Here is a 25,664-nt window from a genome sequence, read left to right as displayed (position 1 = left end):
ATGGACATTATTTTTGTAGAGCCGGAGGAAACAGACCAGACGGTTTAAATGAGCCGGTTACCCAGTACCGCCTTTCGTGCATTCATCTTAAATGTCCTTTTACTGCGAAAATGGACATTAGTATCGGAAACAGGAAAGGGAGGCGAAAGACGGTTTAAATGATGCGCTTACCATTAAGGTTCAGTCCGTAGTGCTGCTCCAGCAGGTGGGCCAGTAATGTTTGCCAGACCACGACGGGCGACAGATATGACGTCGTCGCCCGCAGCGTCGTTGCAGGTATAATTTTCATAACGATGTTCCGTATTAAGGAGGTTAAAACTCAGCGTTGAGTGGGATAAATAGCGATATAGACGTAACCACAGGAACCCAGCGTATCGGCTTCGCAGGTTAGTAGGTACATACCACCGCCATCTGCCAGCTTATAGGGCTTTTCTTTTGGCTTTGCAGTTTTCACTTTAACATCGGTTAGCGCCATGACATTCTCCGGCTTTTGATGAAGGGTATTTCCGCCAGTACCTAACCTGATACCCCCATGTACCCCTTGTATAACAAAGGTATCGTTAAAAACCATTGTTATACATCACATTTTTACCATTATGGGGGTGTTGATATTTTAAGGAAAAATAGCACCTCCTAATGCACCCCCAAAAACAACTTGATGTAGGTTGAAGCCAGTTGACCTCAGAATACAAGTAACGCCTGATATATAAGGGATTAAACGGGGATTTGTTGACGTCGGGAGAGTTCAGAAGAGGTTAATTGGCGGAAGATCACAGGAGTCGAACCTGCCCGGGACCGCTGGCGGCCCCAACTGGATTTGAAGTCCAGCCACCTCACCGGAGATGACGATCTTCCGCGCCTCGATTGCTACATGGAGGCGGGGCGCATTATAGCTACTTCCTTGAGTTTCTACATCCCCCTGATCAGTTTTTTCTGCTTAATACACGCAGCGCATTATCATGAAAACATTATAATTAATATGAAATTCATATTTTACAATGATATATGAGTGGAATTAACGCTACCACGATCACATAAAACAAGAATCATAAATTAATAATCAGATATCGGAATATTCGCTCTCACAGGGATGGTTTACAAAATGCGTTATCGGTCTCAGCACCCCTATAGCATCAAGGAAAAGCAGATGAAGAGTGAAGTGTTGTCCGTTAAAGAGAAAATTGGTTATGGCATGGGAGACGCCGCCAGCCACATTATTTTCGATAACGTAATGTTATATATGATGTTCTTTTATACCGATATTTTTGGCATCCCTGCCGGATTTGTCGGAACCATGTTTTTGGTCGCTCGTGCACTGGATGCGATTTCCGATCCTTGCATGGGGTTGTTGGCCGATCGAACGCGCTCTCGCTGGGGTAAATTTCGTCCGTGGGTACTGTTTGGCGCACTGCCATTCGGGATCGTCTGTGTACTGGCCTATAGCACGCCAGATCTCAGTATGAACGGCAAAATGATCTATGCAGCAATTACTTACACCCTACTTACCTTACTTTATACCGTCGTCAATATCCCTTACTGCGCATTGGGTGGTGTAATCACCAATGACCCGACTCAGCGTATCTCGCTGCAATCCTGGCGTTTTGTGCTGGCGACCGCGGGAGGCATGCTCTCTACTGTTCTGATGATGCCACTGGTTAATTTAATTGGTGGTGATAATAAACCACTCGGTTTCCAGGGCGGTATCGCGGTCCTTTCCGTGGTGGCATTCATGATGCTGGCATTCTGTTTCTTCACCACTAAAGAACGCGTTGAAGCACCACCTACAACGACGTCTATGCGGGAAGATTTACGTGATATCTGGCAAAACGACCAGTGGCGGATTGTCGGTTTACTAACCATTTTCAATATCCTGGCGGTGTGCGTACGCGGTGGGGCGATGATGTATTACGTCACATGGATTTTGGGTACGCCGGAAGTGTTTGTCGCTTTTCTCACCACTTATTGCGTGGGTAACCTGATTGGTTCCGCACTGGCAAAACCGCTGACCGACTGGAAATGTAAAGTCACTATCTTCTGGTGGACGAACGCCCTGCTGGCAGTGATTAGCCTCGCGATGTTCTTTGTTCCCATGCAGGCCAGCATCACTATGTTTGTCTTCATCTTCGTGATTGGTGTGTTGCATCAACTGGTGACACCTATCCAGTGGGTAATGATGTCCGATACCGTCGATTACGGCGAGTGGTGCAATGGTAAACGCCTGACCGGGATCAGTTTTGCTGGCACGCTGTTTGTGCTCAAACTGGGGTTGGCCTTCGGCGGCGCTCTTATCGGCTGGATGCTGGCTTATGGCGGATATGATGCGGCAGAAAAAGCGCAGAACAGCGCCACGATTAGCATCATTATCGCGCTATTCACGATTGTTCCGGCGATCTGTTATTTGCTGAGCGCGATTATCGCTAAACGCTACTACTCACTCACGACGCACAATCTGAAAACCGTTATGGAACAGCTGGCTCAGGGTAAACGCCGTTGCCAGCAACAATTCACCTCTCAAGAAGTGCAGAACTAAGGAACGGCAATGAAAATTAGCGATGGAAACTGGTTGATTCAACCTGGCCTCAATTTGATTCACCCGCTTCAGGTATTCGAGGTTGAACAGCAGGGTAATGAAATGGTGGTCTATGCTGCCCCCCGTGATGTACGTGAACGTACCTGGCAGCTTGACACGCCTTTATTTACGCTGCGCTTTTTCTCCCCACAGGAAGGTATTGTCGGGGGGCGGATTGAGCATTTTCAGGGGGCGCTGAATAATGGCCCTCATTATCCGCTCAATATTTTGCAGGACGTGAAGGTCACAATCGAAAACACAGAACGTTATGCTGAGTTTAAAAGTGGCAACTTAAGCGCGCGTGTCAGCAAAGGTGAGTTCTGGTCACTCGATTTTCTGCGCAACGGTGAACGTATTACCGGTAGTCAGGTGAAAAATAATGGCTACGTGCAGGACACGAATAATCAACGAAATTATATGTTTGAGCGGCTTGATCTTGGCGTTGGCGAAACAGTTTATGGTCTGGGAGAGCGCTTTACTGCCCTGGTGCGCAATGGTCAGACGGTAGAGACCTGGAACCGGGACGGCGGCACAAGTACTGAACAGGCGTATAAAAATATCCCGTTCTATATGACTAACCGTGGTTATGGGGTACTGGTCAATCATCCTCAATGCGTATCTTTTGAAGTGGGATCGGAGAAAGTCTCAAAAGTGCAGTTCAGCGTTGAGAGTGAATATCTCGAATACTTTGTTATCGACGGTCCGACGCAGAAAGCGGTACTTGATCGTTATACCCGCTTTACTGGTCGTCCGGCGCTGCCGCCCGCGTGGTCCTTCGGCCTGTGGCTAACCACTTCATTTACCACCAACTACGACGAAGCGACGGTAAACAGCTTTATCGATGGTATGGCGGAACGCAATCTGCCACTGCATGTTTTCCACTTTGACTGTTTCTGGATGAAAGCCTTCCAGTGGTGCGATTTTGAGTGGGAGCCGCTGACTTTCCCGGACCCGGAAGGGATGATCCGCCGCCTGAAAGCGAAAGGGCTAAAAATCTGCGTCTGGATTAACCCCTATATCGGGCAAAAATCCCCTGTCTTTAAAGAGTTACAAGAGAAAGGCTATTTACTCAAACGCCCGGACGGTTCGTTATGGCAGTGGGATAAATGGCAGCCAGGTCTGGCGATTTATGACTTTACCAATCCGGATGCCTGCAAATGGTACGCCGACAAACTGAAAGGTCTGGTCGCGATGGGCGTTGATTGCTTTAAGACCGACTTTGGCGAACGTATTCCAACCGATGTTCAATGGTTTGACGGTTCCGATCCGCAGAAAATGCATAACCATTATGCGTACATCTACAACGAACTGGTGTGGAACGTGCTCAAGGAAACCGTTGGTGAGGAAGAAGCCGTCTTGTTTGCTCGCTCGGCTTCCGTTGGTGCGCAGAAATTCCCGGTACACTGGGGTGGCGACTGTTACGCTAACTACGAATCAATGGCGGAAAGCCTGCGCGGTGGTTTGTCTATTGGCCTTTCAGGTTTTGGTTTCTGGAGCCACGATATCGGCGGCTTTGAGAATACCGCTCCGGCGCACGTTTACAAACGCTGGTGCGCGTTTGGTTTGCTCTCCAGCCATAGCCGTTTACATGGCAGCAAATCTTATCGTGTGCCGTGGGCCTACGATGATGAGTCCTGTGATGTGGTGCGCTTCTTCACGCAACTGAAATGCCGCATGATGCCGTATCTGTATCGTGAAGCTGCTCGTGCGAACGTGCGGGGTACGCCGATGATGCGGGCCATGATGATGGAGTTCCAGGACGATCCGGCTTGTGATTACCTTGACCGTCAATACATGTTAGGCGACAACGTGATGGTTGCGCCTGTGTTCACTGAAGCGGGCGATGTGCAGTTCTACCTGCCGGAAGGTCGTTGGACACACCTGTGGCACCCTACTGGCGCTGGGCAACAACGATCAACGTCCCGATTATGCGTGGCACGAAGGTACAGCATTCCACCTCTTTAATCTGCAAGACGGGCATGAAGCCGTCTGTGAAGTGCCCACTGCTGACGGTTCGGTGATCTTTACTTTAAAAGCAGCACGTATTGGCAACACGATTACTGTGACTGGTACGGGCGAGGCGAAGAACTGGACACTGTGCTTGCGCAATGTTGTGAAAGTAAATGGTCTGCAAGGCGGTTCGCAGGCTGAAAGTGAGCAGGGACTGGTGGTGACACCTCAAGGGAATGCGCTGACAATTACGTTGTAATCTATTGAAGAATGCCGGGTACGCATTGTTTGTGTTGTATCCGGTAAATAATCTCACCTCTGGTAATAAATATTTCTTTCATCGTATTTGCGAGCATGATCACAATCATTCATCGCGAAAATGTGATCTGTGCTGAAAAATATCTCTTAACCGCCCCGTTTTGTTTTATACATGTCCGGACTACGGACAGATTTTAGTATTGTTGTGAAATTATTCTGCTTTATATTTACCATCAGAGATGGCCACTGAAGCTCTTCCTCATGGAGCTTCTTAATCTGTGATAAGGGTAAAAAATGCAAATGATTACCTCGCGACAAAACAGATTATTACGACTCCTTTTACCACGAAGGGAATATACGACGATTGTTACGATTGCCGACTATTTGAATGTTTCGGAAAAAACCATTCAACGTGATTTACGTTTACTTGAGCAATGGCTGGAACAATGGAGAATAACCGTTGAGAAGCGTGCTGGCGCGGGTGTGATGTTAGGCGCAGAGAATATTACTGATTTACTGCATCTTGATCATTTGTTGGGAGCAGAATGTGAAGAAGTTGATGGCGTAATGAATAATGCCAGGCGCGTTAAAATAGCGTCGCAGTTATTAAGTGAAACACCGAATGAAACGTCGATCAGTAAATTGTCAGAGCGCTATTTTATCAGTGGAGCCTCTATTGTTAATGACCTGAGAGTGATTGAGTCCTGGCTTGCGCCGTTGGGGTTATCATTGATCCGCAGCCCAAGCGGTACGCACATTGAGGGTAGTGAAGGGCAAGTTCGTCAGGCAATGGCATTACTGATTAACGGCATTATTAACCATAATGAGCCGCAAGGCGTTGTGTATTCACGTCTGGATCCCGGAAGCTATAAAGCATTAGTTCATTATTTTGGTGAGGAAGAGGTGTTATTTGTCCAGTCATTGTTACTGGATATGGAAAATGAATTGAGTTGGTCTTTGGGAGAACCTTATTACGTTAACATCTTTACTCACATCCTTATTATGATGTATCGCAACACACACGGAAATGCGTTACCCAGAGAAGACGATCAAACCAGACTATATGACGAAAATATCTTTAATGTTGCCAGTCAGATGATTCATAAGATAGAGCGACGAATTGCGCATGCATTGCCCGATGATGAAGTCTGGTTTATTTATCAATATATCATTTCATCAGGTGTGGCGATTGATGGAAAAAAAGATGTGAGCATTATTTCGCATATGCAGGCCAGCAATGAAGCGCGTCTGATTACCTGGCGTTTAATTACGGTATTCAGTGATATCGTGGACTGCGACTTTAGTGAAGACAGCGCATTATATGATGGCTTATTGATTCATATTAAGCCGCTGATTAACCGACTGAATTATCGTATTCATATCCGCAATCCATTGCTGGAAGATATTAAATCAGAATTAGCGGACGTCTGGCGGTTGACGCAATATGTAGTGAATCAGGTATTTAAAATCTGGGGTGAGAATGCGGTGAGCGAGGATGAAGTGGGTTACCTGACCGTTCATTTTCAGGCCGCGATGGAACGACAAATTGCCCATAAACGCGTATTACTGGTCTGTTCAACCGGAATTGGAACTTCGCATCTACTGAAAAGCCGTATTCTGCGAGCGTTTCCTGACTGGACGATTGTTGATGTTATTTCAGCAGCGAATTTATCACAGGTTTTGCCTGACAATATCGAACTGATTATCTCGACCATTAATCTGCCTACAGTCACTATGCCGGTCGCTTATGTTACCGCTTTTTTTAATGATGCCGATATTAAACGGGTCACTGAAATGGTGATTACGGAGAAATTACATCATGCGACGTCTCGGGTCGTTGAAATTTAATGTCAGAATTTTATGAGGTATGACGAATGGACATAACAAAAATCCTGAATACGAATCGTGTTATTTTAGATATGCAAGCGACGAATAAAGAGGAGGCGATTGAAGAATTAACTAATCTTCTCAAAAAAGATGGTGCGATCGATTGTCGGGAAACCTTTATTAACGATGTCTGGCAACGCGAAGCGGAAGGCTCGACCGGTTTTGAAAATCATATTGCGATCCCGCATGGTAAATCTTCTGCGGTAATTAATACCACGCTGGCAATCGGGCGTACCCGGCAGGATATTCCCTGGGAAACGCTGGATGGCAGTAGCGTGCGCTGTATTATTTTATTTGCGGTACGTCTTGAAGATCAAAATACCACCCATATCCGTTTACTTTCCCAGGTCGCGGGCGCGCTGGCAGATGATGACATCATCGCGCAATTGTTGGTTGAGACGAGTCCGCAAAAAATCATTGATCTCTTTAGTCAGTATGCACAATCCGATGTCTGCTAAATAACAGGGAGTATGTCATGAATATTGTCTGTGTTGCCGCCTGTACGGCGGGTATTGCTCATACCTATATTGCTCGTGAAAAGTTAATCAAAGGGGCAAAAGCTCTGGGCCATACCATTAAAGTTGAAACCCAGGGAACTATTGGTACAGAAAATGAATTACAGGCGGCAGATATCTCTGCTGCTGACGTCGTAATTCTTGCTGTAGATGTGAAAATAAAAGGAGAAGAACGCTTCACCAATAAACGCATTGTGCGAGTAAAGACAGAGATCGTCATTAAATCGCCCGTTCAATTTCTTGAAAAGGTCGAAAAATCACTGGAAAACAAATGATCCTTATACTGGAGGGATCTTAATATGAACGAAAATAAAATTCCGGTTTCACAGGAAATTAAAAAACATTTATTAACCGGCATCTCGTGGATGATACCCCTTATTGTGGCCGCCGGGATATGTATTGCGTTGGGGCAAGTTCTTGGCGGTACAGATGTTGGTGAAAAAACAGGAACAATCCCGTGGATGCTTAATCAGATTGGTGGCTGGGGAATGGGGCTGATTGTACCACTGATTAGCGCGGCAATTGCCTATTCTATTGCCGATCGTCCTGGTTTTGCCCCAGGTTTGATTGTCGGCTTTCTCTGTGGGCAAATTCATACTGGATTTATTGGCGGCATGTTGGGTGGTTTTCTGGTGGGTTACACCATTTTGCTGCTTAAGCGTTATATTCGCCTGCCACAGTCGATGCAGGGACTCATGCCAATCATGGTGTTGCCGGTCTTGAGCACCATAATTGGCGGGCTGTTAATGATGACGCTGATTGGTAAACCCATCGCCTGGTTACAAGAAGCACTGATTCATTTGCTGGAGTCGATGCAGGGTGGTTCGCGCTTCCTGATGGGGGCAATACTCGGCGCGATGGCAACCTTCGATTTCGGTGGTCCGGTCAATAAAACCATGTCGCTGTTTTCCGATGGCTTGCTGGTCAGTGGCGTCTATGGGCCAGAAGCCGTGAAATTTGTCGGCTCCATCATCCCACCGTTTGGTATCACGCTTTCGTTCTTACTGACTCGCCATAAATACACCCGCGCGGAACGCGAGGCGCTGAAAGCTGCGTTTCCGATGGGGATCTGCATGATCACTGAAGGCGTCATTCCGATCGCCGCGCGCGACCTGTTACGCGTAGTGGGATCTTGCGTGGTGGCATCGGCGGTAGCGGGTGGATTGATCATGGTGTGGGGCGTGGAGAGTCCAGTTCCGCATGGCGGCATGTTTGTTGTGCCCTTGTTCACCCATCCTCTGCTGTTTTGCCTGGCGTTGGGTATAGGCACGGTGATTTGTGGCGTGATGCTTTCACTCTGGAAGAAACCGGTAACGGAACGCGACGAAGAGTTTGACGAACTGAGCGATCTAAAGCTGAAAGATGAAGAGATCACTTTCACCCTCGAATAACCGGAGGTCCTATGTTTGCCGATATGAAAAGTATGGTGATGAAAGCCTGGCATGAACACTACGCCTTGCTGGCGATCAACTGTATGAATCTGGAAAGTGCTCGCGCAGCTATCCGTGTGGCAGAGAAGAATCGCGCGCCGATAATTCTCAATCTTTATCAGGGACATTTGGCGCATTTTCCTGCACCTGTCGCGGCGGCAGTGGTTAAAACGCTGGCGGAATCTGCCTCAGTACCGGTCGCTTTGGCGCTTGATCATGGCAAAAATCCGGATTGTATTCGTCAGGCGTTTCGTGCTGGTTTCAGCGGGTTAATGATTGATGCTTCCGCTTTTCCCCTCGAGGAAAACGTGCGCCAGACCCGGGCGGTGGTGGAACTCGCCGCCAGCGCGCAGCTCTGCGTGGAGGGCGAACTGGGTCATCTGTCAGATGCGCCGCGTTACGATCATGCAACTAATGCGGATTTAATGACGCAACCCGCTGATGTGGAACCGTTTATTGCGCAGACCGGAATTGATTTATTAGCGGTTTCGGTCGGCACAGCGCATGGCATGTATGCGCCTGGCGTTATTCCCGCTATTGATTTTCAGCGTCTGGCAGAGATTTCGCACTGCTCGAGCGTGCCTCTGGCATTACACGGCGGTAGCGGTACGCCGTTCGATCAGCTCCAGCACTGCACGACGCTGGGCATAGCGAAAATTAATGTGGGGGCAGCCATTTTTGAACGGGGGAAATCCGCGCTCCTGCATACCCTCTGTCACGATATTTCCATTGAACTGGTGGATGCGCTGAAAGCTATGGAACAGGCTTTCGAAGAAGCGATTACACCGTATTTACAGGCGAGCGGCGCTCTCGGCAAAGCCTGATTCATTTTCTGTCATGCCTTTTATGCCAGTGCAATAACGCACCGGCAGGGCAGACTACACGCTGAAACTGGAGATTTAACATGTTAGTTTCGATGAAAGAATTACTGCAACCCACCCGCCAGCACGGCTTTGCCATTGGCGCATTTAATGTGGCAGATAACTGTTTCCTTCGCGCAGTCGTGGATGAAGCAGAAGCCACAAATACTCCGGCGATTATTGCTATCCATCCCAGCGAACATGATTTTGTGGGCGATGCCTTTTTCGCTCACGTTCGCGAAATTACCCAGCGTAGTCCGGTCCCGTTTGTCCTGCATCTCGACCATGGCGCGTCGGTGGAGCATGTTTTACGGGCGATTCGTTGTGGATTTACCTCAGTGATGATCGATGGCTCGCTGCTGCCGTATGAAGAAAACGTGGCGCTGACCGCAGAAGTGGTTCGCCTCGCTCACGCGGTTGGCGTGTCGGTCGAGGGGGAACTGGGGACCATCGGGCAAACCGGAACGTCGGTGGAAGGTGGCGTTTCACAAGTGACCTACACGGACCCAGCGCAGGCTGCCGATTTTATTGCTCGTACGGGGGCCGACACACTGGCGGTGGCGATTGGTACAGCACATGGCATCTATCCAAAAGGGATGCAGCCGAAGCTGCAAATGGATATTTTGCGCGATATTGCCGGGCGCATTGATATTCCGCTGGTGCTACACGGTGGTTCGGCAAACCCGGATGCGGAGATTGCTGAATCAGTTACGCTCGGTGTCGGCAAAATCAATATCTCCAGCGATATGAAATACGCCTATTTCCAGAAAGTGCGTGAAATTCTGGCTAAAGAGAGCTGGTGGGACCCGAACGTCATCTATCCGGATGCGATTAACGCGGCGCGGGAAGTTATTCGCCACAAAATGAAACTGTTCGGTTCGCTCGGTAAAGCATCACTGTACTAAGCCTAAAGGGCGGGGTGACCCGCCTTTTACGCAACAAGGAACGGGATATGCACTATCTGGGGTTGGATATTGGTGGGACCAAAATCGCCGCCGTCGTTATGGATGCACATGGTCGGGAAATTCGCCGTTTCCGCTGTCCGACGCAAAAGTCGACATATCAACAATTTGTCTCATGCGTTATGGCGTTTATCGAGCAGATTCGGCGAGATGTTCAACGACCGATGCTGACAGGGATCGCCTTACCCGGCAGCATCTCGCCGCTCACTGGCCTGATTAAAAACGCGAATATTCAGGTGATTAACGGTCATGCGTTACAAACTGATTTGCAGCAATTGCTTGGGCAGCCGGTAGTGATGGCCAATGATGGTAATTGTTTCGCGCTATCAGAAGCTTGCGACGGTGCCGGGCAAGATTATGACGTGGTCTTTGGCATTACGCTTGGCACGGGCTGTGGCGGTGGAATTGCTATCAATCAACGACCATTTACCGGGGCCTGGGGAAATGCTGCCGAATGCGGGCATATCACGTTGCCAGGTTATACGGAGCAGGACGATGGTCCATCAGTCAGTTGCTATTGCGGCAAAGATAACTGCGTGGAGTCGTTTGTTTCCGGCAGCGGCTTTAGTGAACGCTATCAACAGATGACGGGTAACTTGCTCACTCCTTCGGCGATTATCACCCTGGCGCAACGTGGTGATGCCTGTGCCAGGCAGCAGGTGGCGCGTTTTCGCCAGCAGCTTGCTCGAACACTGGCGACCATCGTTAATGTTGTTGACCCTGGCGTAATTGTCATCGGCGGCGGCCTTTCCAATGCGGAACTGCTTATCACCGATCTGAACGCAGAGGTCGCCCCACTGGTTTTCACCGATCAATTCACCACCCCTATTGTAAAAGCACAGCACGGCGACAGTAGCGGAATGCGTGGCGCTGCCTGGCTTGCTATGCGCAACGGAGAAGCCAATGAAACGTTCACAAATTAATTATGTTATTGATAAAGCACATGCCATTGCGCAGACCTTTCGCCTTTGTTTGCCAGAGTTCGCCTATTTTACGGTGGATGACTGGCTGCAGCGGGAACGAGATAACTGGCAAGAAGTGGTTGACTTACAGCTCGGTTGGGATATCACCGATTTTGGTCGTGGTGATTTCAACCAAACGGGACTAACACTGCTGACGATGCGCAACGGTGCGCTGGGATCGGCGGTATATCCCAAACCGTATGCTGAGAAAATGTTGCAGATCCAACAAGATCAGCAGACACCCTGGCATTTTCATACCCACAAAATGGAAGATATCCTCAATCGAGGTGGCGGTGATTTATGTATGCAGTTGGCCTGGGCCAACGAATACTGTCTCTGCGATGAGCAACGGGTCATAACGGTGAGTGTTGATGGTCAGCGGCGTACCGTGAAGCCAGGCGAAACGCTGGTACTGAAGCCGGGGCAGGGTATCTGTCTGCCGCCGCGTCTGTATCATCGCTTTTGGGCAGAAAAGGCGTTTGTTCTTGGCTGGGAAATTTCGATGGTAAATGATGACCAGCACGATAACCATTTCCTTGAGCCGGGAGGACGTTTTCCGGCAATAGAAGAAGATGAACCAGTGAAATGGTTATTGTGCAGTGAGTATGGAATTTTGTGCTAATAACGGGGGACGCTAACGCTGATATCCGTTAGCGCCCTAATTTTTACTGCACCGGCTCCGTCGATGTAACTTCGCCACTGGAAACTACGCCTGCATTCATAGTTTGAGTCACTTGCTGCTTTTCGGCGTTCACGGCATGCAATTGCCCGCTAACTGTGGGTTTTAGCGGGACATTAGCTTGAATATCGCCGCTGGCGGTAAGCTGAATATTACCGTCGCCAGTCAACGGTAATTCAGGCCATCCCCACTGTTGCAGAATATTCACCGGTACACCGCGTCCATTCAGGCTGATATGCGTCTGGCGTTGTGGTGTTTGTGAAACACTGGCGGTGGCTTCCAGAATGCCTTTTTCAGTAAATGCACTCAGTTCGCTGATATTCACCGTGCTGCTATTGGCAACCAGCGCCAGCGACGGGCGACGGACATCAACACGATTAAACGTCGCGGCGGCAGCATTCAGATTCGCTGAACCACTCCAGACGCCCCATTTATGATCGGTAACCAGCGTCAAATTGGCACCGTAACCATCGAGCGCGGTGAGCTGCCACGGGAAGTCAGGGGCGATATCAATGATCAGATTGCGACTGGCGCTAAATCTCTTCAGTTGCAGGCTGTTTAACCAACCCGGTGTCGTTTCCATCCACAACTGTCGCCAGTTTCTCGGCAAGGTATATTCCAGTCCGGCAATGGCAGCATCATCAAGGATCAGCGTTTTCCCGTCACGCAACCAGTTTCCTGACGTTCTGACCATGCCCCCTTCCCAGCGGCTGGTGAACTGGCGCAGCGCCACGCCCTGCGGGGAAAATTCCGCGTTTATAATCGGGTCAAATAAATGCAACGAACCATAAATGAACTCGCTGGCGTTCATCGACAGTTTGCCTTCCTGTGTCTGCCAGTCATCTTTACTGAAGGTCATGTTGCGCAAGCTGAGATCGAGGTCGGTCACCGCCCAGTCCGGACCTTGCAGGCGAGCATCGATCACTTCCAGGCGACCAATCTGCAACGACGGGATAGATCGTAATGGCGCAAAGAAGTCGGTTAGCGATTTTTCGCTTTGTAGACGGATATCTGCCAGGCGCAGATTTTCCACCTGCCAGCTGCCGTCGGCGTTACGCTGCGCGTTTCCGGTTAATGTCCCGCGGGCGATGTCGGCACCTAGGTTAGTCAGCGTAACGCGATCGTTATCAATACTGCCTTCAATCAGTACATTGGTGGCAGGAACATCATCGAGCGAAAGCGATCCGGCACTGAACTGAATTTGCGCCTTCGTACCCAGCACTTTACCGGCTTCTGGTGACCACGGAACCACGCCGCCATTTACTCGCTGCGCACTCAGTTTCCATTCGCTATTCGGGCTATTAAACGCCATATCACGCAGTTGCAGACGATCGGCTTTGAACGGCAGCGGCGCGGTCTGGTCGGTGAGATTCAGCGTCCCGTTTTCCAGCAGGATGGTATCGACATGGCGTGGTTCGGTCAGTTGCCGACTGCTTAGTGCAATGTCGACACTTTTTGCCACCAGAGTCGCTGGCTGACCATCACGACCAAACGTGACGTTCTCCAGCACGATATGAGATGGTGCAGAAAAGCGGTGATCCACCGCCCCGAAGGCCAGATGATAGTCGCTATTCCCGGAAACCCATGCGCTGATATGTTCTGCTCCCCAGCGGGTTTGCAGAAGAAAATAGAGGCCAGCGATCGCCACTAACAGAGCGATGAGAATGTAGAGAAGCAGCTTCCCAATAAATTTCATGGTCTTCCATCCCGTGAAATGCACATAAGGGAGTTATGCACGATTTACGCGCAATCCTCAAGGCAGGAATGGTGAAAGAGGTGAGACTGCGGCGGTAATTATCTTACCGCCGTCAGTGAATTACTGTTTTTCTGGTGGGAAAATCAGATTCAGCACGATGGCAGTAATACCGCCCGCGGCGATCCCAGAAGAGAGCAGATTTTTCAGCCATTCAGGGGCAAACTGCAAAATCAGTGGCTGCTGAGAAACGCCCAGCCCGACCGCAAGCGACAGCGCGATAATCAGAATCGCCCGACGGTTCAGCGGCTCACGAGACACAATGCGCACACCGGAGGCGGCGATGGTACCAAACATCACAAGCGTAGCGCCGCCCAGAACGGGTTCTGGAATATGTTGTACAAAACCGCTCACTGCCGGGAACAGGCCCAGCACGATCAACATCAGTGCGACGACAAAACCGACATAGCGGCTGGCAACACCGGTCAACTGGATCACGCCGTTGTTCTGCCCGAAGCAGGAGTTCGGGAAGGTGTTAAACACCGCCGAGACAAACGAGTTCAGGCCGTTTGCCAGTACGCCGCCTTTCAGGCGTTTCATGTACAGCGGACCGGACACTGGCTGTTCAGAAACGTCAGAGGTCGCTGTGATATCGCCAATGGTTTCCAGCGAAGTGATCATAAAGACCAGCATCAGCGGTAGCAGCAGGCTCCATTCAATGCCAAGACCGTAGTAGAGCGGGGTTGGCACCATAATCAGTTCTTGCGTCATCGGTTCGTTGCTTTCTGGCAACATGCCCATAAACCACGCCAGCGCATATCCAGCCGCCATCGCAATCACCAGTGAGGCCACGCGTAGGTAAGGGTTACGTTGACGGTTAAGCAGGATAATTAAGGCTAAAACCACGCCCGCCAGCAGCAGATTTTTCGGTGCGCCAAAGGTGTTATCGCTCATGGCTGCGTAACCGCCGCCAATGGATGTTAACCCAACCTGAATCAGCGACAGGCCGATAATCATCACCACGACGCCAGAAACCAGCGGCGTAATAATGCGGCGCGCCAGATGCAAAACGCGGGAGATCACCATCTCGGTGCAACTTGCCAGCATCAACGTGCCGAACAAAGCCGCCATCATGGTAGGAACATCAGCACCACCGGTCTTAAGCGCCGTACCGCCCATAATCAGCGGGGCAACAAAGTTAAAGCTGGTGCCCTGAATAGACAACAACCCGGAGCCAACCGGCCCCCAGGCCTTAATTTGAATAATCGACGCCACACCGGAGGCAAACAGCGACATACTAATAATGTGTTGCGTGTCTTGTGCCGGTAAACCCAGCGCCTGGCAGATTAATAGCGCAGGTGTGATCACCGCAACGAACATCGCCAGCAGATGCTGACAGGCGGCAAACAGGGTTTGAGGAAGCGGTGGACGATCTTCAAGACGGTAAATCAGTTCGCTGTTTTGAGTCTGCGCAACCGGTTGCGCATTTTCTGACTCGAGGGTGGAAACAGACATCGAAAACAATCCCGTGGTAGCAAAGCGGGCATTTTAGCTGACCAAAAGAGAAAAGCAAACGATTGCCATGTCCTCTTCTAAATATTTAAATGAGATAAATGAACTTTTTTATATAACTTTTGGTATTTTTCTGCTTAAAATCCATGCCATTTGTTCATTAACAGCTGAGAATTTGACCCAGGAAAGCATGACTCGATACCCGTCATATTTCATAAAGTTGCCACTGGCGATGAAGTATGACGAGTATGAAAGAGTGATGCGGATACAAAGGAGTAACTATGTTTCATCTCGATACTTTAGCAACGCTTGTTGCCGCAACGCTGACGTTGCTGCTCGGGCGCAAGTTGGTCCATTCCGTCTCCTTTTTGAAGAAATACACCATACCGGAACCTGTTGCGGGTGGTTTGTTGGTAGCGCTGGCGCTACTGGTACTGAAAAAAAGCATGGGCTGGGAAGTCAACTTTGATATGTCCCTGCGCGATCCGTTAATGTTGGCTTTCTTCGCCACCATTGGCCTGAACGCTAACATTGCCAGTTTGCGCGCTGGTGGGCGTGTGGTTGGCATCTTCCTGATTGTGGTTGTTGGCCTGTTGGTGATGCAAAATGCCATTGGCATTGGTATGGCGAGTTTGTTAGGGCTTGATCCGTTGATGGGGTTGCTGGCCGGTTCTATTACGCTTTCCGGCGGTCATGGTACGGGCGCTGCATGGAGTAAATTGTTCATTGAACGTTATGGCTTCACCAATGCGACGGAAGTGGCGATGGCCTGTGCAACGTTTGGTTTGGTGCTGGGCGGCTTGATTGGCGGTCCGGTGGCGCGCTATCTAGTAAAACACTCCACCACGCCGAACGGTATTCCGGATGACCAGGAAGTCCCGACGGCGTTCGAAAAGCCGGATGTGGGGCGCATGATCACCTCGCTGGTACTGATTGAAACTATCGCGCTGATTGCTATCTGTCTGACGGTGGGGAAAATCGTTGCGCAACTTTTGGCGGGCACCGCTTTTGAACTGCCAACCTTCGTTTGTGTGCTGTTTATCGGCGTGATTCTGAGCAATGGTCTGTCAATGATGGGCTTTTATCGCGTCTTTGAGCGTGCGGTATCCGTGCTGGGTAACGTAAGTCTGTCGTTGTTCCTGGCGATGGCGCTGATGGGACTGAAACTGTGGGAGCTGGCTTCGCTGGCGCTGCCGATGCTGGCGATTCTGGTGGTACAGACCATCTTCATGGCGTTGTATGCCATCTTCGTCACCTGGCGCATGATGGGCAAAAACTACGATGCGGCAGTGTTGGCGGCGGGTCACTGTGGTTTTGGCCTTGGTGCAACGCCAACGGCAATCGCCAACATGCAGGCAATCACCGAACGCTTTGGCCCGTCACACATGGCGTTCCTGGTGGTGCCGATGGTCGGTGCGTTCTTTATTGATATTGTTAACGCGCTGGTGATTAAGCTGTATTTGATGTTGCCGATTTTTGCGGGTTAATTGATGAAGCGGCGGTAGAAGTACCGCCGCAACAAAGACAAATGCTTGATATGCTTCGCTTATCAAGCCTGCGTATTGATTCACAATTTATTGAATTTGTAGGTTTTTGTAGGACGGATAAGGCGTTCACGCCGCATCCGGCAGGAAGGTAGGGTAACCTGAAATGGCGGTCTTCTCACCGCCGCCTTTTACGCATTCGAGTAACGCTCCGTTTCCGGCATCCAGCGTTCTATCAGGGCTTTTGCCTGCTGTGGATAACGTTCGTGAATATGTCGCGCCAGGCGCTGAACTTCCGGGATCATCGCCTGATCGCGCAATAAATCTGCCACTTTAAATTCGGCATTACCCGTCTGACGTGTACCTAATAGTTCGCCCGGCCCACGTATCTCCAGATCTTTTTGCGCAATCACAAACCCGTCGTTGCTGTCGCGCAGCACTTGCAGGCGAATTTGCGCCGTTTTAGATAGAGGTGTTTTGTAGAGCAGCACACAGTGAGATGCCACCGCACCACGACCTACGCGTCCGCGCAGCTGGTGCAATTGTGCCAGACCCAGACGTTCCGGGTTCTCGATGATCATCAGGCTGGCGTTAGGCACATCAACGCCGACTTCAATAACGGTAGTGGCAACCAGCAGATGTAACTCGCCTTGTTTAAATGACGCCATCACCGCCTGCTTCTCGGCTGGTTTCATTCGTCCGTGTACCAGACCGACGTTCAGTTCCGGCAACGCCAGTTTCAGCTCTTCCCACGTGGCTTCTGCTGCCTGCGCTTCCAGTAACTCTGATTCTTCAATCAACGTACAAACCCAGTATGCCTGACGACCTTCAGTCATGCAGGCGTGGCGCACGCGGTCGATAATGTCGTTGCGGCGGGTATCCGGGATAGCCACCGTCGTCACAGGCGTACGACCTGGCGGTAACTCATCAATGACTGAGGTATCGAGATCGGCATATGCAGTCATCGCCAACGTGCGGGGGATTGGCGTAGCGGTCATGATCAACTGATGCGGATGGAAACCCTGCTGCTGGCCTTTCTCCCATAACGCCAGACGCTGATGCACACCAAAACGGTGCTGTTCGTCGATGATCACCAGCGCCAGACCGTTAAACTTCACCTGTTCCTGGAAGATGGCGTGGGTGCCGACAATCATCTGAACCTGACCGCTGGCGATGGCTTCCTGCTGTGCCAGTCGCGCTTTACCTTTCTGCTTACCGGCGAGCCAGCCTACTTCGATACCGAGCGGTGCAAACCAGTTGCGGAAGTTATTGGCGTGCTGCTCGGCAAGTAACTCGGTTGGTGCCATCAGGGCCACTTGTTTGCCGTGCGCAATCGCACGCAATGCTGCAAGGGCGGCAACCAGTGTTTTACCGGAACCTACATCGCCCTGCACCAGGCGCATCATCGGCACATCGAGCGCCATATCGCGCTCGATCTCTGCCACCACACGCGCCTGAGCGCCCGTTGGTTTGAACGGTAAGGCGGCAAGAAGTTTATTTTTCAGCGCGTCATTGGCGCTAAGTGGCTGGGCATGGAAACGTTGTGCACCAGCGCGTAACGCCAACATGCTGAGGTTGTGCGCCAGCAACTCTTCCAGAATCAGACGGCGTTGTGCCGGATGCTGCCCGGTCTCCAGATCGCTAAGCTGCAACGTCGGTGGCGGGCGATGTAAAGTGCGCAACGCTTCCGGCAGCGTCATCATTCCTTGCGATAGTTCCGGCGGCAGGAGTTCTTCAATGGCGCAGGTGTCGAGCAGATCCAGCGCCTGATCGGTCAGCTTGCGAAGCGTGGCCTGCTTTACGCCTTCCGTTGTTGGGTAAACCGGTGTGAGTGTTTCCTGCAACTCTGGCGTGCTCAGATCGCCCTGTACGCGGTATTCCGGGTGGATCATCTCCGCGCCATATTTACCGCGCTTTGCTTCACCATAGGCCAGTACGCGGCGGCCCGTCGCCAGGCTATTCTTCATCGCTGCGCTGAAATTGAAAAAGCGCATGGTGAGAATGCCGGAACCGTCGCCGATCTGGCAGGTCATCATTCGCCGACCGCCGAAGGAGATATTGCAATTCAGCACTTCGCCTTCCACCGTGGCATAAACGCCTGGCAGTAGCTCACCGATGGGGTAGAGATGGGTGCGATCTTCGTAGCGCAGGGGAAGGTGTAAGAGCAAGTCCTGCACGGTATGCAGATTGATTTTCGCCAGCTTGTTACTTTGTGCCGCGCCAACGCCCGTTAGGGAACTGAGCTGAACAGCATCTAACAGGCGACCTTTCATGGCGCTTACCCTGCTGCCTGCATAGTGGCCCACCAGTCTGCATCAGCTTCGATCTCGCCTTGCTGATTAACATGGGGGTAAGGCAGACCTTTGCGTTTTGCGACTTTCGCCAGCACCGGATAGCCGCCTTCAAACAACAGCCGTTGTTGTTCTGCTTCCGGCAACATGCTGTTTTCCCGCAGATACATGCCTGCGTTTTGCCGCTGACGCTGGGCTTCGTAAAGAATGAGGGCTGAGGCAACGGAGACGTTTAGCGACTGCACCATGCCGATCATCGGTATGATGATGTCCTGATCTGCCAGGGCTAATGCTTCCTGTGTGATGCCCGTTTTCTCCTGCCCCATCAAAATACAGGTCGGGCGGGTGTAATCAACTTCGCGGAAATCGACAGCGTTATCAGAAAGATGGGTTGCCAGAATCTGCATACCCTGGCCTTTCAGATGGGTGACGGCATCGCCAATGGTACGGTGCGTTTTTACCTGTACCCAACTGTTACTGCCAGCCGCAGCCGAAGCCATGGTGCGCATCCGGCTGCCAGGCCAGACGGCATGAACTTCATGTACTCCAACGGCATCTGCGGTACGAATAATCGCAGAAACGTTATGAGGTTTGTGGACCTGCTCCATGCAGACGGTCAGATCAGGCTGCCGCCTGGCGAGCATTTCGCAGATGCGTGCATAACGTGTTGGGTTCATAAAACATTAATTTCGGTTTCGGGTGACTTTAATCACGTCTGGCATCACGCGGATTTTGCGCATGATATTCGCCAGATGCACACGGTCACGGGCGGTCAGACGAATAAAGGCGCTGTAGACGCGACCATCTTTCTCTTCCGTATTCAAACTTTGAATATTCGAGGTTGTGGTGTTAATTGCCGCCGTCAGGTTTGCCAGCGCGCCCTGATGATTGAACATCTCCACCTTGATTTCGGTGATGAACTCCTGCGCTGTCTCTTTATCCCATTCCACAGCCATAAACTTCTCTGGCTCTTTCTGGTAGCCACGGATGTTACGGCAGGATTCATGGTGGATCACCAGACCTTTACCGGGGCTGACGTGGGCGATAATCGGGTCGCCAGGAATAGGACGGCAGCATTTCGCAAAGGTGATCAGCACGCCATCGGCACCTTTAATTGGCAGATGTCCGTGACTTTGGGTCGCCAGTGGAATGGAGGCGTCCCCGTGTTGCAGATTTTTCGCGACCACCACGCTCATGGCGTTACCAAGGCCGATTTCTGCCAGCAGATCATCAAGCGTAGCCAGCTTCATGCGATCCAGTTCGCGCTGAATATTTTCCTGCGGGATTTCATTGAGCTTACGGCTCCCCCCCAACGCATGGTTAAGCAGACGACGGCCCAGGCTTACTGAATCATCACGTTTGAGGTTTTTCAGCAACTGACGAATTTTGGCGCGCGCTTTCGAGCTGACGACAAAGTTCAGCCACGCGGCATTCGGGCGAGCGCCAGGTGCGGTAATGATTTCAACGGTTTGACCGCTGGTAAGCGGCTGCGACAGCGGGTAAGGCTGGCGGTCGACGCGCGCGCCCACGCAAGCATGACCGATATCGGTATGCACTGCATAAGCGAAGTCGACAGGTGTTGCACCGGCAGGCAGCTCGACAATGCGCCCTTCCGGTGTGAAAACGTAAATCTCATCCGGGAAGAGATCGGATTTAACGCTTTCGATAAATTCAAACGAGCTACCGGCGCTCTGTTGCAGTTCCAGCAGACTTTGCATCCAGCGCTGGGCGCGGATTTGTGCGGTAGTACTGGTTTCGCCGTGCTCTTTATAAGCCCAGTGCGCGGCAACACCCATCTCTGCCATCTGATCCATATCTTCGGTACGGATCTGGACCTCAACCGGCACGCCGTGCGGACCAATCATCGAGGTGTGCAAAGACTGATAGCCGTTCGCTTTTGGAATGGCGATGTAGTCTTTCACGCGACCTGGACGCGGCTTATACAAGCTGTGCATCTGGCCGAGCACGCGATAACAGGTATCGGAATCATTGACGATAACGCGGAAGGCGTAGATGTCCATGATCGAGTGAAAACGCTGCTCTTTAAGCACCATTTTGCAGTAAATCGAATAAAGATGCTTTTCGCGACCACTAACGCGGCACGGTATTCCCGCTTCCTGCAAACGCCCTTCGATTTCTGAGAGGATTTTTTGGATCATCTCTTTACGGTTTCCGCGCGCGGCTTTCACCACTTCTTTAATTACGCGGTAACGGTTGGGATACAGCGCTTCAAAACCCAGCTCTTCGAGTTCGGTTTTAATGTGGTGGATACCTAAACGGTGCGCCAGCGGGCTGTAAATTTCGAGAGTTTCACGGGCGATGCGGCGACGCTTGTCGGGGCGTAAGGCCCCCAGCGTGCGCATATTGTGAGTGCGGTCAGCGAGTTTGATGAGAATGACGCGGATATCCTGCACCATCGCCATAATCATCTTGCGAAAGTTTTCAGCTTGCGCCTCTTTCTTATCGCGGAACTTGAGTTTATCAAGCTTTGATACCCCCTCTACCAGTTCGGCGACGCTTTTACCAAAAAGCTGTTCCATGTCCTGGTAGGTGGCGGGAGTATCTTCAATCACGTCATGCAGCAGCGCCGCCATTAGCGTTTCATAGTCGAGTCTCATCTCGGCCAGAATGCAGGCAACCGCTACCGGGTGCGTGATATAAGGTTCACCGCTTGAACGTGTTTGCCCCTCGTGAGCATCACGTGCAACGAGATACGCCTGCCGTAGACGCTTGATTTGGTCTTCCGGCAGGTAGGTTTGAATCAGCTGATTCAGGCTTTCAAACAGATACAAGGGCGACCCGCTTTGTGATTAACGACGACCTTCAGCAATAGCGGTAACGGCTTGTAATTCAGCGGCTTCCTGCTCTTGCTGTTCCTGGCGTTCGCGAACGTCGAGGATCTGGTTGTTGATCAGACCTTCTTCGATTTCGCGCAGCGCGATTACTGTGGTTTTATCGTTTTCTTCCGGTACCAGCGGATCCTTTCCGCCTACCTGCATCTGACGAGCGCGACGCGCGGCGACCAGTACCAGGTCAAAACGGTTACCAATTTTCTCTACAGCGTCCTGAACAGTTACGCGTGCCATACTTAAAAAGCTCCACAGGTGAAGAAATGACTGGGCATGATACTGAAATCAGGTTCAGTCTGCCAACAATTTGCTGATTAAAGCGTCATGACGTTGCTTTTGGCGATTCATGCGCAAGCGTTCGGCGCGAATAATGGTTTTTAGATCACCCAGTGCGGTGTCGAAATCATCATTCACGATCAAGTAGTCATACTCGGCGTAATGGCTCATTTCTGCAACTGCTTGTGCCATACGTTTTGCAATGACCTCTTCGCTATCCTGACCGCGACCGCGTAGACGGCGGTCCAGTTCGATTTTGGACGGCGGTAAAATAAAGATACTCCGCGCATACGACATCTTCTGGCGAATTTGCTGTGCACCCTGCCAGTCGATATCGAGAAAAACATCTACGCCGGTCGCCAGTACTTGCTCAATGGCCTCGCGCGAAGTGCCATAGTAATTACCGAACACTTCCGCATGTTCGAGGAACGCATCTCTGCTAATCATTTCTTTAAATTCATCATGATTAACAAAGAAGTAGTGCTCACCATGTACTTCACCCGGACGCGGTGCGCGCGTGGTGTGTGAAACAGAAACCTGGGTGTCATACAACGGTTGGGTTTTTAATAAAGCCTGAATCAGGCTGGATTTACCCGCGCCACTGGGGGCAGAAACAATATAAAGCGTGCCTTGAGCCATGAGTATTTTTCGTATGTGATTTGCGAAATAAAACGTACATACGAGCTTATTATACACGTCACGCCCATCTGACGTAGTCCCCGCTCACACTTTTTATACAGCGTAGTTGCTTTTTGCGTAGCTGCTTCCACATTTGCCGGTCGTTTACTGCAACAAAGACGATTTTCAGGAAGCGTCCTCGTAGACTCTGTTTTTGCCACTCGGCTTTGCCTTCGCCACGTTGTATATCTGCCAGCCTGACTACAGCGGAGGTGAAGATGAAAGTATGGATAGTGGTGCTAGTGACGATTTTGTGCTGGCAATCATCTGCACAGGCAGTCTGCCCGGCCTGGTTGCCAGCCAGAGCACAGGAAGAAATTTCCCGCCTGCAACAGCAAATAAAACAGTGGGAAGATGAGTACTGGAAAGAAGGGAAAAGTGAGGTGGAAGACGGTGTTTACGATCAGTTAAGCGCTCGTCTCACGCAGTGGCAACGCTGTTTTGGGAACGAGACCCGCGACGCGATGATGCCACCTTTGGTAGGCACAGTTATGCATCCAGTTGCGCATACGGGTGTGCGTAAATTAGCGGATAAAAATGCACTACGTCTTTGGATGCGTGAACGCAACGATCTTTGGGTGCAGCCGAAAGTCGATGGCGTTGCGGTAACCCTGGTTTATCGGGACGGGAAGCTGAACAAAGCAATCAGTCGCGGCAATGGACTGAAAGGCGAGGACTGGACGCAGAAAGTTCGCTTAATTCCCGCTGTGCCGCAAATCGTTAGCGGACCTTTAGCCAACAGCACGCTGCAGGGCGAGATCTTTCTCCTGCGTGAGGCGCATATCCAACAACAAATGGGGGGAATAAATGCCCGCTCGAAAGTTGCTGGTATGCTGATGCGTCAGGGCGATAGCAACACGCTGAATTCACTGGGTGTTTTTGTCTGGGCATGGCCGGATGGACCGCAGTTAATGAGCGAACGTTTACAGCATCTGGCTACCGCAGGGTTTACTCTAACGCAGGCGTATTCTCGTGCGGTTAAAAATGCTGATGAGGTCGAGCGGGTACGCAATGAGTGGTGGAAAGCAAAATTACCTTTTGTCACCGATGGTGTAGTTATACGAGCGGCGAAAGAACCCGAATCTCGCCATTGGCTACCGGGTCAGGCAGAGTGGCTGGTGGCCTGGAAATATCAACCTGTAGCTCAGGTTGCCGAAGTGAAGGCGATTCAGTTTGCGGTGGGCAAGAGCGGCAAAATTTCGGTGGTTGCGTCACTTGTGCCTGTCATGTTGGATGATAAAAAAGTCCAGCGGGTAAATATTGGCTCCGTCAGGCGCTGGCAGGAGTGGGATATTGCGCCTGGTGATCAGATCCTCGTCAGCCTTGCCGGGCAGGGTATTCCTCGCATTGATAATGTGGTCTGGCGCGGTACAGAACGCACAAAACCGACGCCACCAGAAAATCGCTTTAACTCGTTGACCTGTTACTTTGCTTCTGATGTTTGTCAGGAACAATTCATTTCTCGCTTAGTCTGGCTGGGGTCAAAACAGGTTCTGGGGCTGGATGGCATTGGTGAGGCAGGATGGCGCGCGCTGTATCAGTCGCATCGCTTTGAGCATATCTTTTCCTGGCTTTTATTAACCCCTGAACAATTGCAGAACACGCCGGGGATCGCGAAAAGTAAAAGTGCGCAGTTATGGCATCAGTTTAATCTGGCTCGTAAGCGGCCTTTTACTCGATGGGTGATGGCAATGGGAATACCACTAACCCGGGCGGCGCTTAATGCCAGTGATGAACGGTCCTGGTCGCAACTTTTATTTAGAACGGAACAGTTCTGGCAGCAGCTGCCGGGGACGGGGCCACGTCGCGCCAGGCAGGTTATTGAGTGGAAGGAAAACGTGCAAATAAAGAGGCTGGGCAGTTGGCTGGCTGCCCAGCAGATCACAGGTTTTGAACCTTAGTGACCTTCGTGGCTGTAGTAAAAAACCGGCAATCCCAGCTTAAGACGTAGCGCCAGTAAACGGGCAAAAAAGCCGAATACCAGGGTGGAGATAATTACTACATCATGGTTGGAAACATAGTGTTGCAGCGCGATGTACAGTACGGCAGAGGCAAATGAGACTCCGGCATATAACTCTTTTTGAAAGACCAGCGGAATGCGTTTACAGAACATATCGCGCAAAACGCCGCCAAACACGCCGGTCGTCACCGCCGCGACAACGGCAATGATCGGGCCGTGTCCCATATCCAGTGCGACCTGTGCGCCAATGATCGAAAAGACCACCAGTCCGAGCGCATCGAGCACCAGAAACACTTTGCGCAGGTAAGGCATTACAGGAGCAACGATAGTAGTGAGTACTGCGGCGGTAGCGACGATAATCACGTATTCCGGGTGTTTGACCCAGCCGAGCGGATAGTGGCCCAGCAGAATATCGCGTACTGACCCACCACCGATGGCGGTGGCGGTCGCAATAATAATTACGCCGAATGTATCCATGCGCCGTCGTCCGGCCGCCAGCGCCCCCGTCATGGCTTCGGCAGTAATGCCAACCAAATACAAAATGTGTAACAGCATGGTTCTCTCCCTAAAAATCTGTCTGGCAGGGTAGCGATTTGTGCGCATTGTCACGATTGAGATTTTTTAAGGTGAGGGGTAATTGATAACTTATGGTTATGTGAAGTCGCTATTTTCTGTAGTGTGTATGCATTCTTCTGACTCCTTTCCTGAGAAAATGCATAAGAAAAAATAGGTTAAAACAGAGGGGAAAAGAAAGGTGCAATGTTTAGTTATTATGTGCACCGCTCCAAGGTAAGCGCATCATTTAAACCGTCTTTCGCCTCCCTTTCCTGTTTCCGATACTAATGTCCA

The 25,664-nt window shown here is 50.9% G+C and carries 19 protein-coding genes, 1 tRNA gene and 4 pseudogenes; 12 read left to right on the top strand and 12 right to left on the bottom strand.

The genetic code is table 11. The annotated features are described in order from the left end of the window. Positions 1 to 172: 172 nt before the first annotated feature. The 4 genes and pseudogenes from A7090_RS06900 to A7090_RS06895 all read right to left on the bottom strand — a co-directional run. Positions 173 to 289 (bottom strand): annotated as a pseudogene (locus A7090_RS06900) (TA system toxin CbtA family protein); the annotation flags it as partial. Between the two features lie 30 nt (positions 290 to 319). After that, positions 320 to 391, bottom strand: a pseudogene (locus tag A7090_RS26150) (type IV toxin-antitoxin system YeeU family antitoxin); the annotation flags it as partial. Further along, positions 389 to 475: pseudogene (locus A7090_RS26145) on the bottom strand (Arm DNA-binding domain-containing protein); the annotation flags it as partial. The pseudogenes A7090_RS26145 and A7090_RS26150, both read right to left, overlap by 3 nt. A 285-nt stretch (positions 476 to 760) precedes the next feature. Continuing rightward, positions 761 to 855, bottom strand: a tRNA-Sec gene (locus tag A7090_RS06895). A 292-nt stretch (positions 856 to 1,147) separates the two neighbouring features. Here A7090_RS06895 and A7090_RS06890 point away from each other — a divergent pair. The 10 genes and pseudogenes from A7090_RS06890 (at position 1,148) to A7090_RS06845 (ending at position 12,015) form a co-directional block, all read left to right on the top strand. Beyond that, on the top strand, positions 1,148 to 2,530 hold the full coding sequence (locus A7090_RS06890) for a glycoside-pentoside-hexuronide family transporter (protein ID WP_000834439.1): 1,383 nt from the start codon (positions 1,148 to 1,150) through the stop codon (positions 2,528 to 2,530). Positions 2,531 to 2,539: 9 nt separating this feature from the next. Beyond that, positions 2,540 to 4,778, top strand: a pseudogene (gene yicI / locus A7090_RS06885) (alpha-xylosidase). Between the two features lie 293 nt (positions 4,779 to 5,071). Beyond that, entirely contained in the window at positions 5,072 to 6,625 is a 1,554-nt protein-coding gene (locus A7090_RS06880) for a BglG family transcription antiterminator (protein ID WP_105273455.1), read from the top strand. 26 nt (positions 6,626 to 6,651) lie between these two features. After that, positions 6,652 to 7,122: a PTS sugar transporter subunit IIA gene (locus A7090_RS06875; protein WP_105273454.1), complete on the top strand. Its 471-nt coding sequence runs from the start codon at positions 6,652 to 6,654 to the stop codon at positions 7,120 to 7,122. Positions 7,123 to 7,139: 17 nt separating this feature from the next. Further along, positions 7,140 to 7,454, top strand: coding sequence for a PTS fructose transporter subunit IIB (locus A7090_RS06870; RefSeq protein WP_105273453.1), 315 nt, complete (start codon positions 7,140 to 7,142; stop codon positions 7,452 to 7,454). Between the two features lie 24 nt (positions 7,455 to 7,478). Further along, a complete protein-coding gene (locus A7090_RS06865; protein ID WP_105273452.1) occupies positions 7,479 to 8,570 on the top strand; it encodes a PTS fructose transporter subunit IIC in 1,092 nt (363 codons plus the stop codon). A gap of 11 nt (positions 8,571 to 8,581) precedes the next feature. After that, entirely contained in the window at positions 8,582 to 9,433 is an 852-nt protein-coding gene (locus A7090_RS06860) for a class II fructose-bisphosphate aldolase (protein ID WP_105273451.1), read from the top strand. An 80-nt stretch (positions 9,434 to 9,513) separates the two neighbouring features. Further along, positions 9,514 to 10,374 carry a ketose-bisphosphate aldolase gene (locus A7090_RS06855; protein ID WP_000961378.1) on the top strand — a complete coding sequence of 287 codons (861 nt, stop codon included), beginning with the start codon at positions 9,514 to 9,516 and terminating at the stop codon, positions 10,372 to 10,374. A 47-nt stretch (positions 10,375 to 10,421) separates the two neighbouring features. Further along, on the top strand, positions 10,422 to 11,354 hold the full coding sequence (locus A7090_RS06850; RefSeq protein WP_105273450.1) for an ROK family protein: 933 nt from the start codon (positions 10,422 to 10,424) through the stop codon (positions 11,352 to 11,354). After that, positions 11,335 to 12,015 carry a D-lyxose/D-mannose family sugar isomerase gene (locus tag A7090_RS06845; RefSeq protein WP_105273449.1) on the top strand — a complete coding sequence of 227 codons (681 nt, stop codon included), beginning with the start codon at positions 11,335 to 11,337 and terminating at the stop codon, positions 12,013 to 12,015. Before A7090_RS06850 ends, A7090_RS06845 begins: the two co-directional genes overlap by 20 nt. Positions 12,016 to 12,058: 43 nt before the next feature. Here A7090_RS06845 and A7090_RS06840 read toward each other — a convergent pair whose 3' ends face one another. Both A7090_RS06840 and xanP read right to left on the bottom strand, forming a co-directional pair. Next, the gene (locus A7090_RS06840) at positions 12,059 to 13,768 is read right to left on the bottom strand and encodes an AsmA family protein (RefSeq protein ID WP_105273448.1); all 1,710 of its coding nucleotides are present in this window, start codon (positions 13,766 to 13,768) and stop codon (positions 12,059 to 12,061) included. A 120-nt stretch (positions 13,769 to 13,888) separates the two neighbouring features. Continuing rightward, the gene (gene xanP, locus A7090_RS06835) at positions 13,889 to 15,280 is read right to left on the bottom strand and encodes a xanthine/proton symporter XanP (protein WP_001295238.1); all 1,392 of its coding nucleotides are present in this window, start codon (positions 15,278 to 15,280) and stop codon (positions 13,889 to 13,891) included. Between the two features lie 278 nt (positions 15,281 to 15,558). Between xanP and gltS the strand changes: the two genes are divergently transcribed. Continuing rightward, positions 15,559 to 16,764, top strand: coding sequence for a sodium/glutamate symporter (gene gltS / locus A7090_RS06830; protein WP_105273447.1), 1,206 nt, complete (start codon positions 15,559 to 15,561; stop codon positions 16,762 to 16,764). A gap of 188 nt (positions 16,765 to 16,952) precedes the next feature. On the opposite strand, the gene recG is transcribed toward gltS, so the two are convergent. From recG to gmk, 5 genes are read right to left on the bottom strand one after another with little or no spacing between them, the layout of a single operon-like run. After that, complete coding sequence (gene recG, locus A7090_RS06825; RefSeq protein WP_105273446.1) at positions 16,953 to 19,034, bottom strand: ATP-dependent DNA helicase RecG; 2,082 nt, start codon at positions 19,032 to 19,034, stop codon at positions 16,953 to 16,955. A 5-nt stretch (positions 19,035 to 19,039) separates the two neighbouring features. Then, a complete protein-coding gene (trmH, locus tag A7090_RS06820) occupies positions 19,040 to 19,729 on the bottom strand; it encodes a tRNA (guanosine(18)-2'-O)-methyltransferase TrmH (RefSeq protein WP_105273445.1) in 690 nt (229 codons plus the stop codon). Between the two features lie 6 nt (positions 19,730 to 19,735). Beyond that, positions 19,736 to 21,844: a bifunctional GTP diphosphokinase/guanosine-3',5'-bis pyrophosphate 3'-pyrophosphohydrolase gene (gene spoT, locus A7090_RS06815; protein ID WP_105273444.1), complete on the bottom strand. Its 2,109-nt coding sequence runs from the start codon at positions 21,842 to 21,844 to the stop codon at positions 19,736 to 19,738. 18 nt (positions 21,845 to 21,862) lie between these two features. Then, entirely contained in the window at positions 21,863 to 22,138 is a 276-nt protein-coding gene (rpoZ, locus tag A7090_RS06810) for a DNA-directed RNA polymerase subunit omega (protein WP_000135058.1), read from the bottom strand. 54 nt (positions 22,139 to 22,192) lie between these two features. Further along, complete coding sequence (gene gmk, locus A7090_RS06805; RefSeq protein WP_105273443.1) at positions 22,193 to 22,816, bottom strand: guanylate kinase; 624 nt, start codon at positions 22,814 to 22,816, stop codon at positions 22,193 to 22,195. Between the two features lie 257 nt (positions 22,817 to 23,073). Here gmk and ligB point away from each other — a divergent pair, with 257 nt between their 5' ends. After that, positions 23,074 to 24,756 (top strand): NAD-dependent DNA ligase LigB, encoded by a 1,683-nt coding sequence (gene ligB, locus A7090_RS06800; protein ID WP_105273442.1) that lies wholly within the window; start codon positions 23,074 to 23,076, stop codon positions 24,754 to 24,756. Here the strand turns inward: ligB and A7090_RS06795 are convergent. Then, complete coding sequence (locus tag A7090_RS06795) at positions 24,753 to 25,370, bottom strand: trimeric intracellular cation channel family protein (RefSeq protein ID WP_000924289.1); 618 nt, start codon at positions 25,368 to 25,370, stop codon at positions 24,753 to 24,755. The two genes, ligB and A7090_RS06795, sit on opposite strands and share 4 nt — an antisense overlap. Positions 25,371 to 25,664: the final 294 nt, after the last annotated feature.

The organism is Escherichia sp. MOD1-EC7003, from assembly GCF_002965065.1.
Lineage (GTDB): Bacteria > Pseudomonadota > Gammaproteobacteria > Enterobacterales > Enterobacteriaceae > Escherichia.
This window is presented reverse-complemented; position numbering and strand designations above follow the sequence as displayed.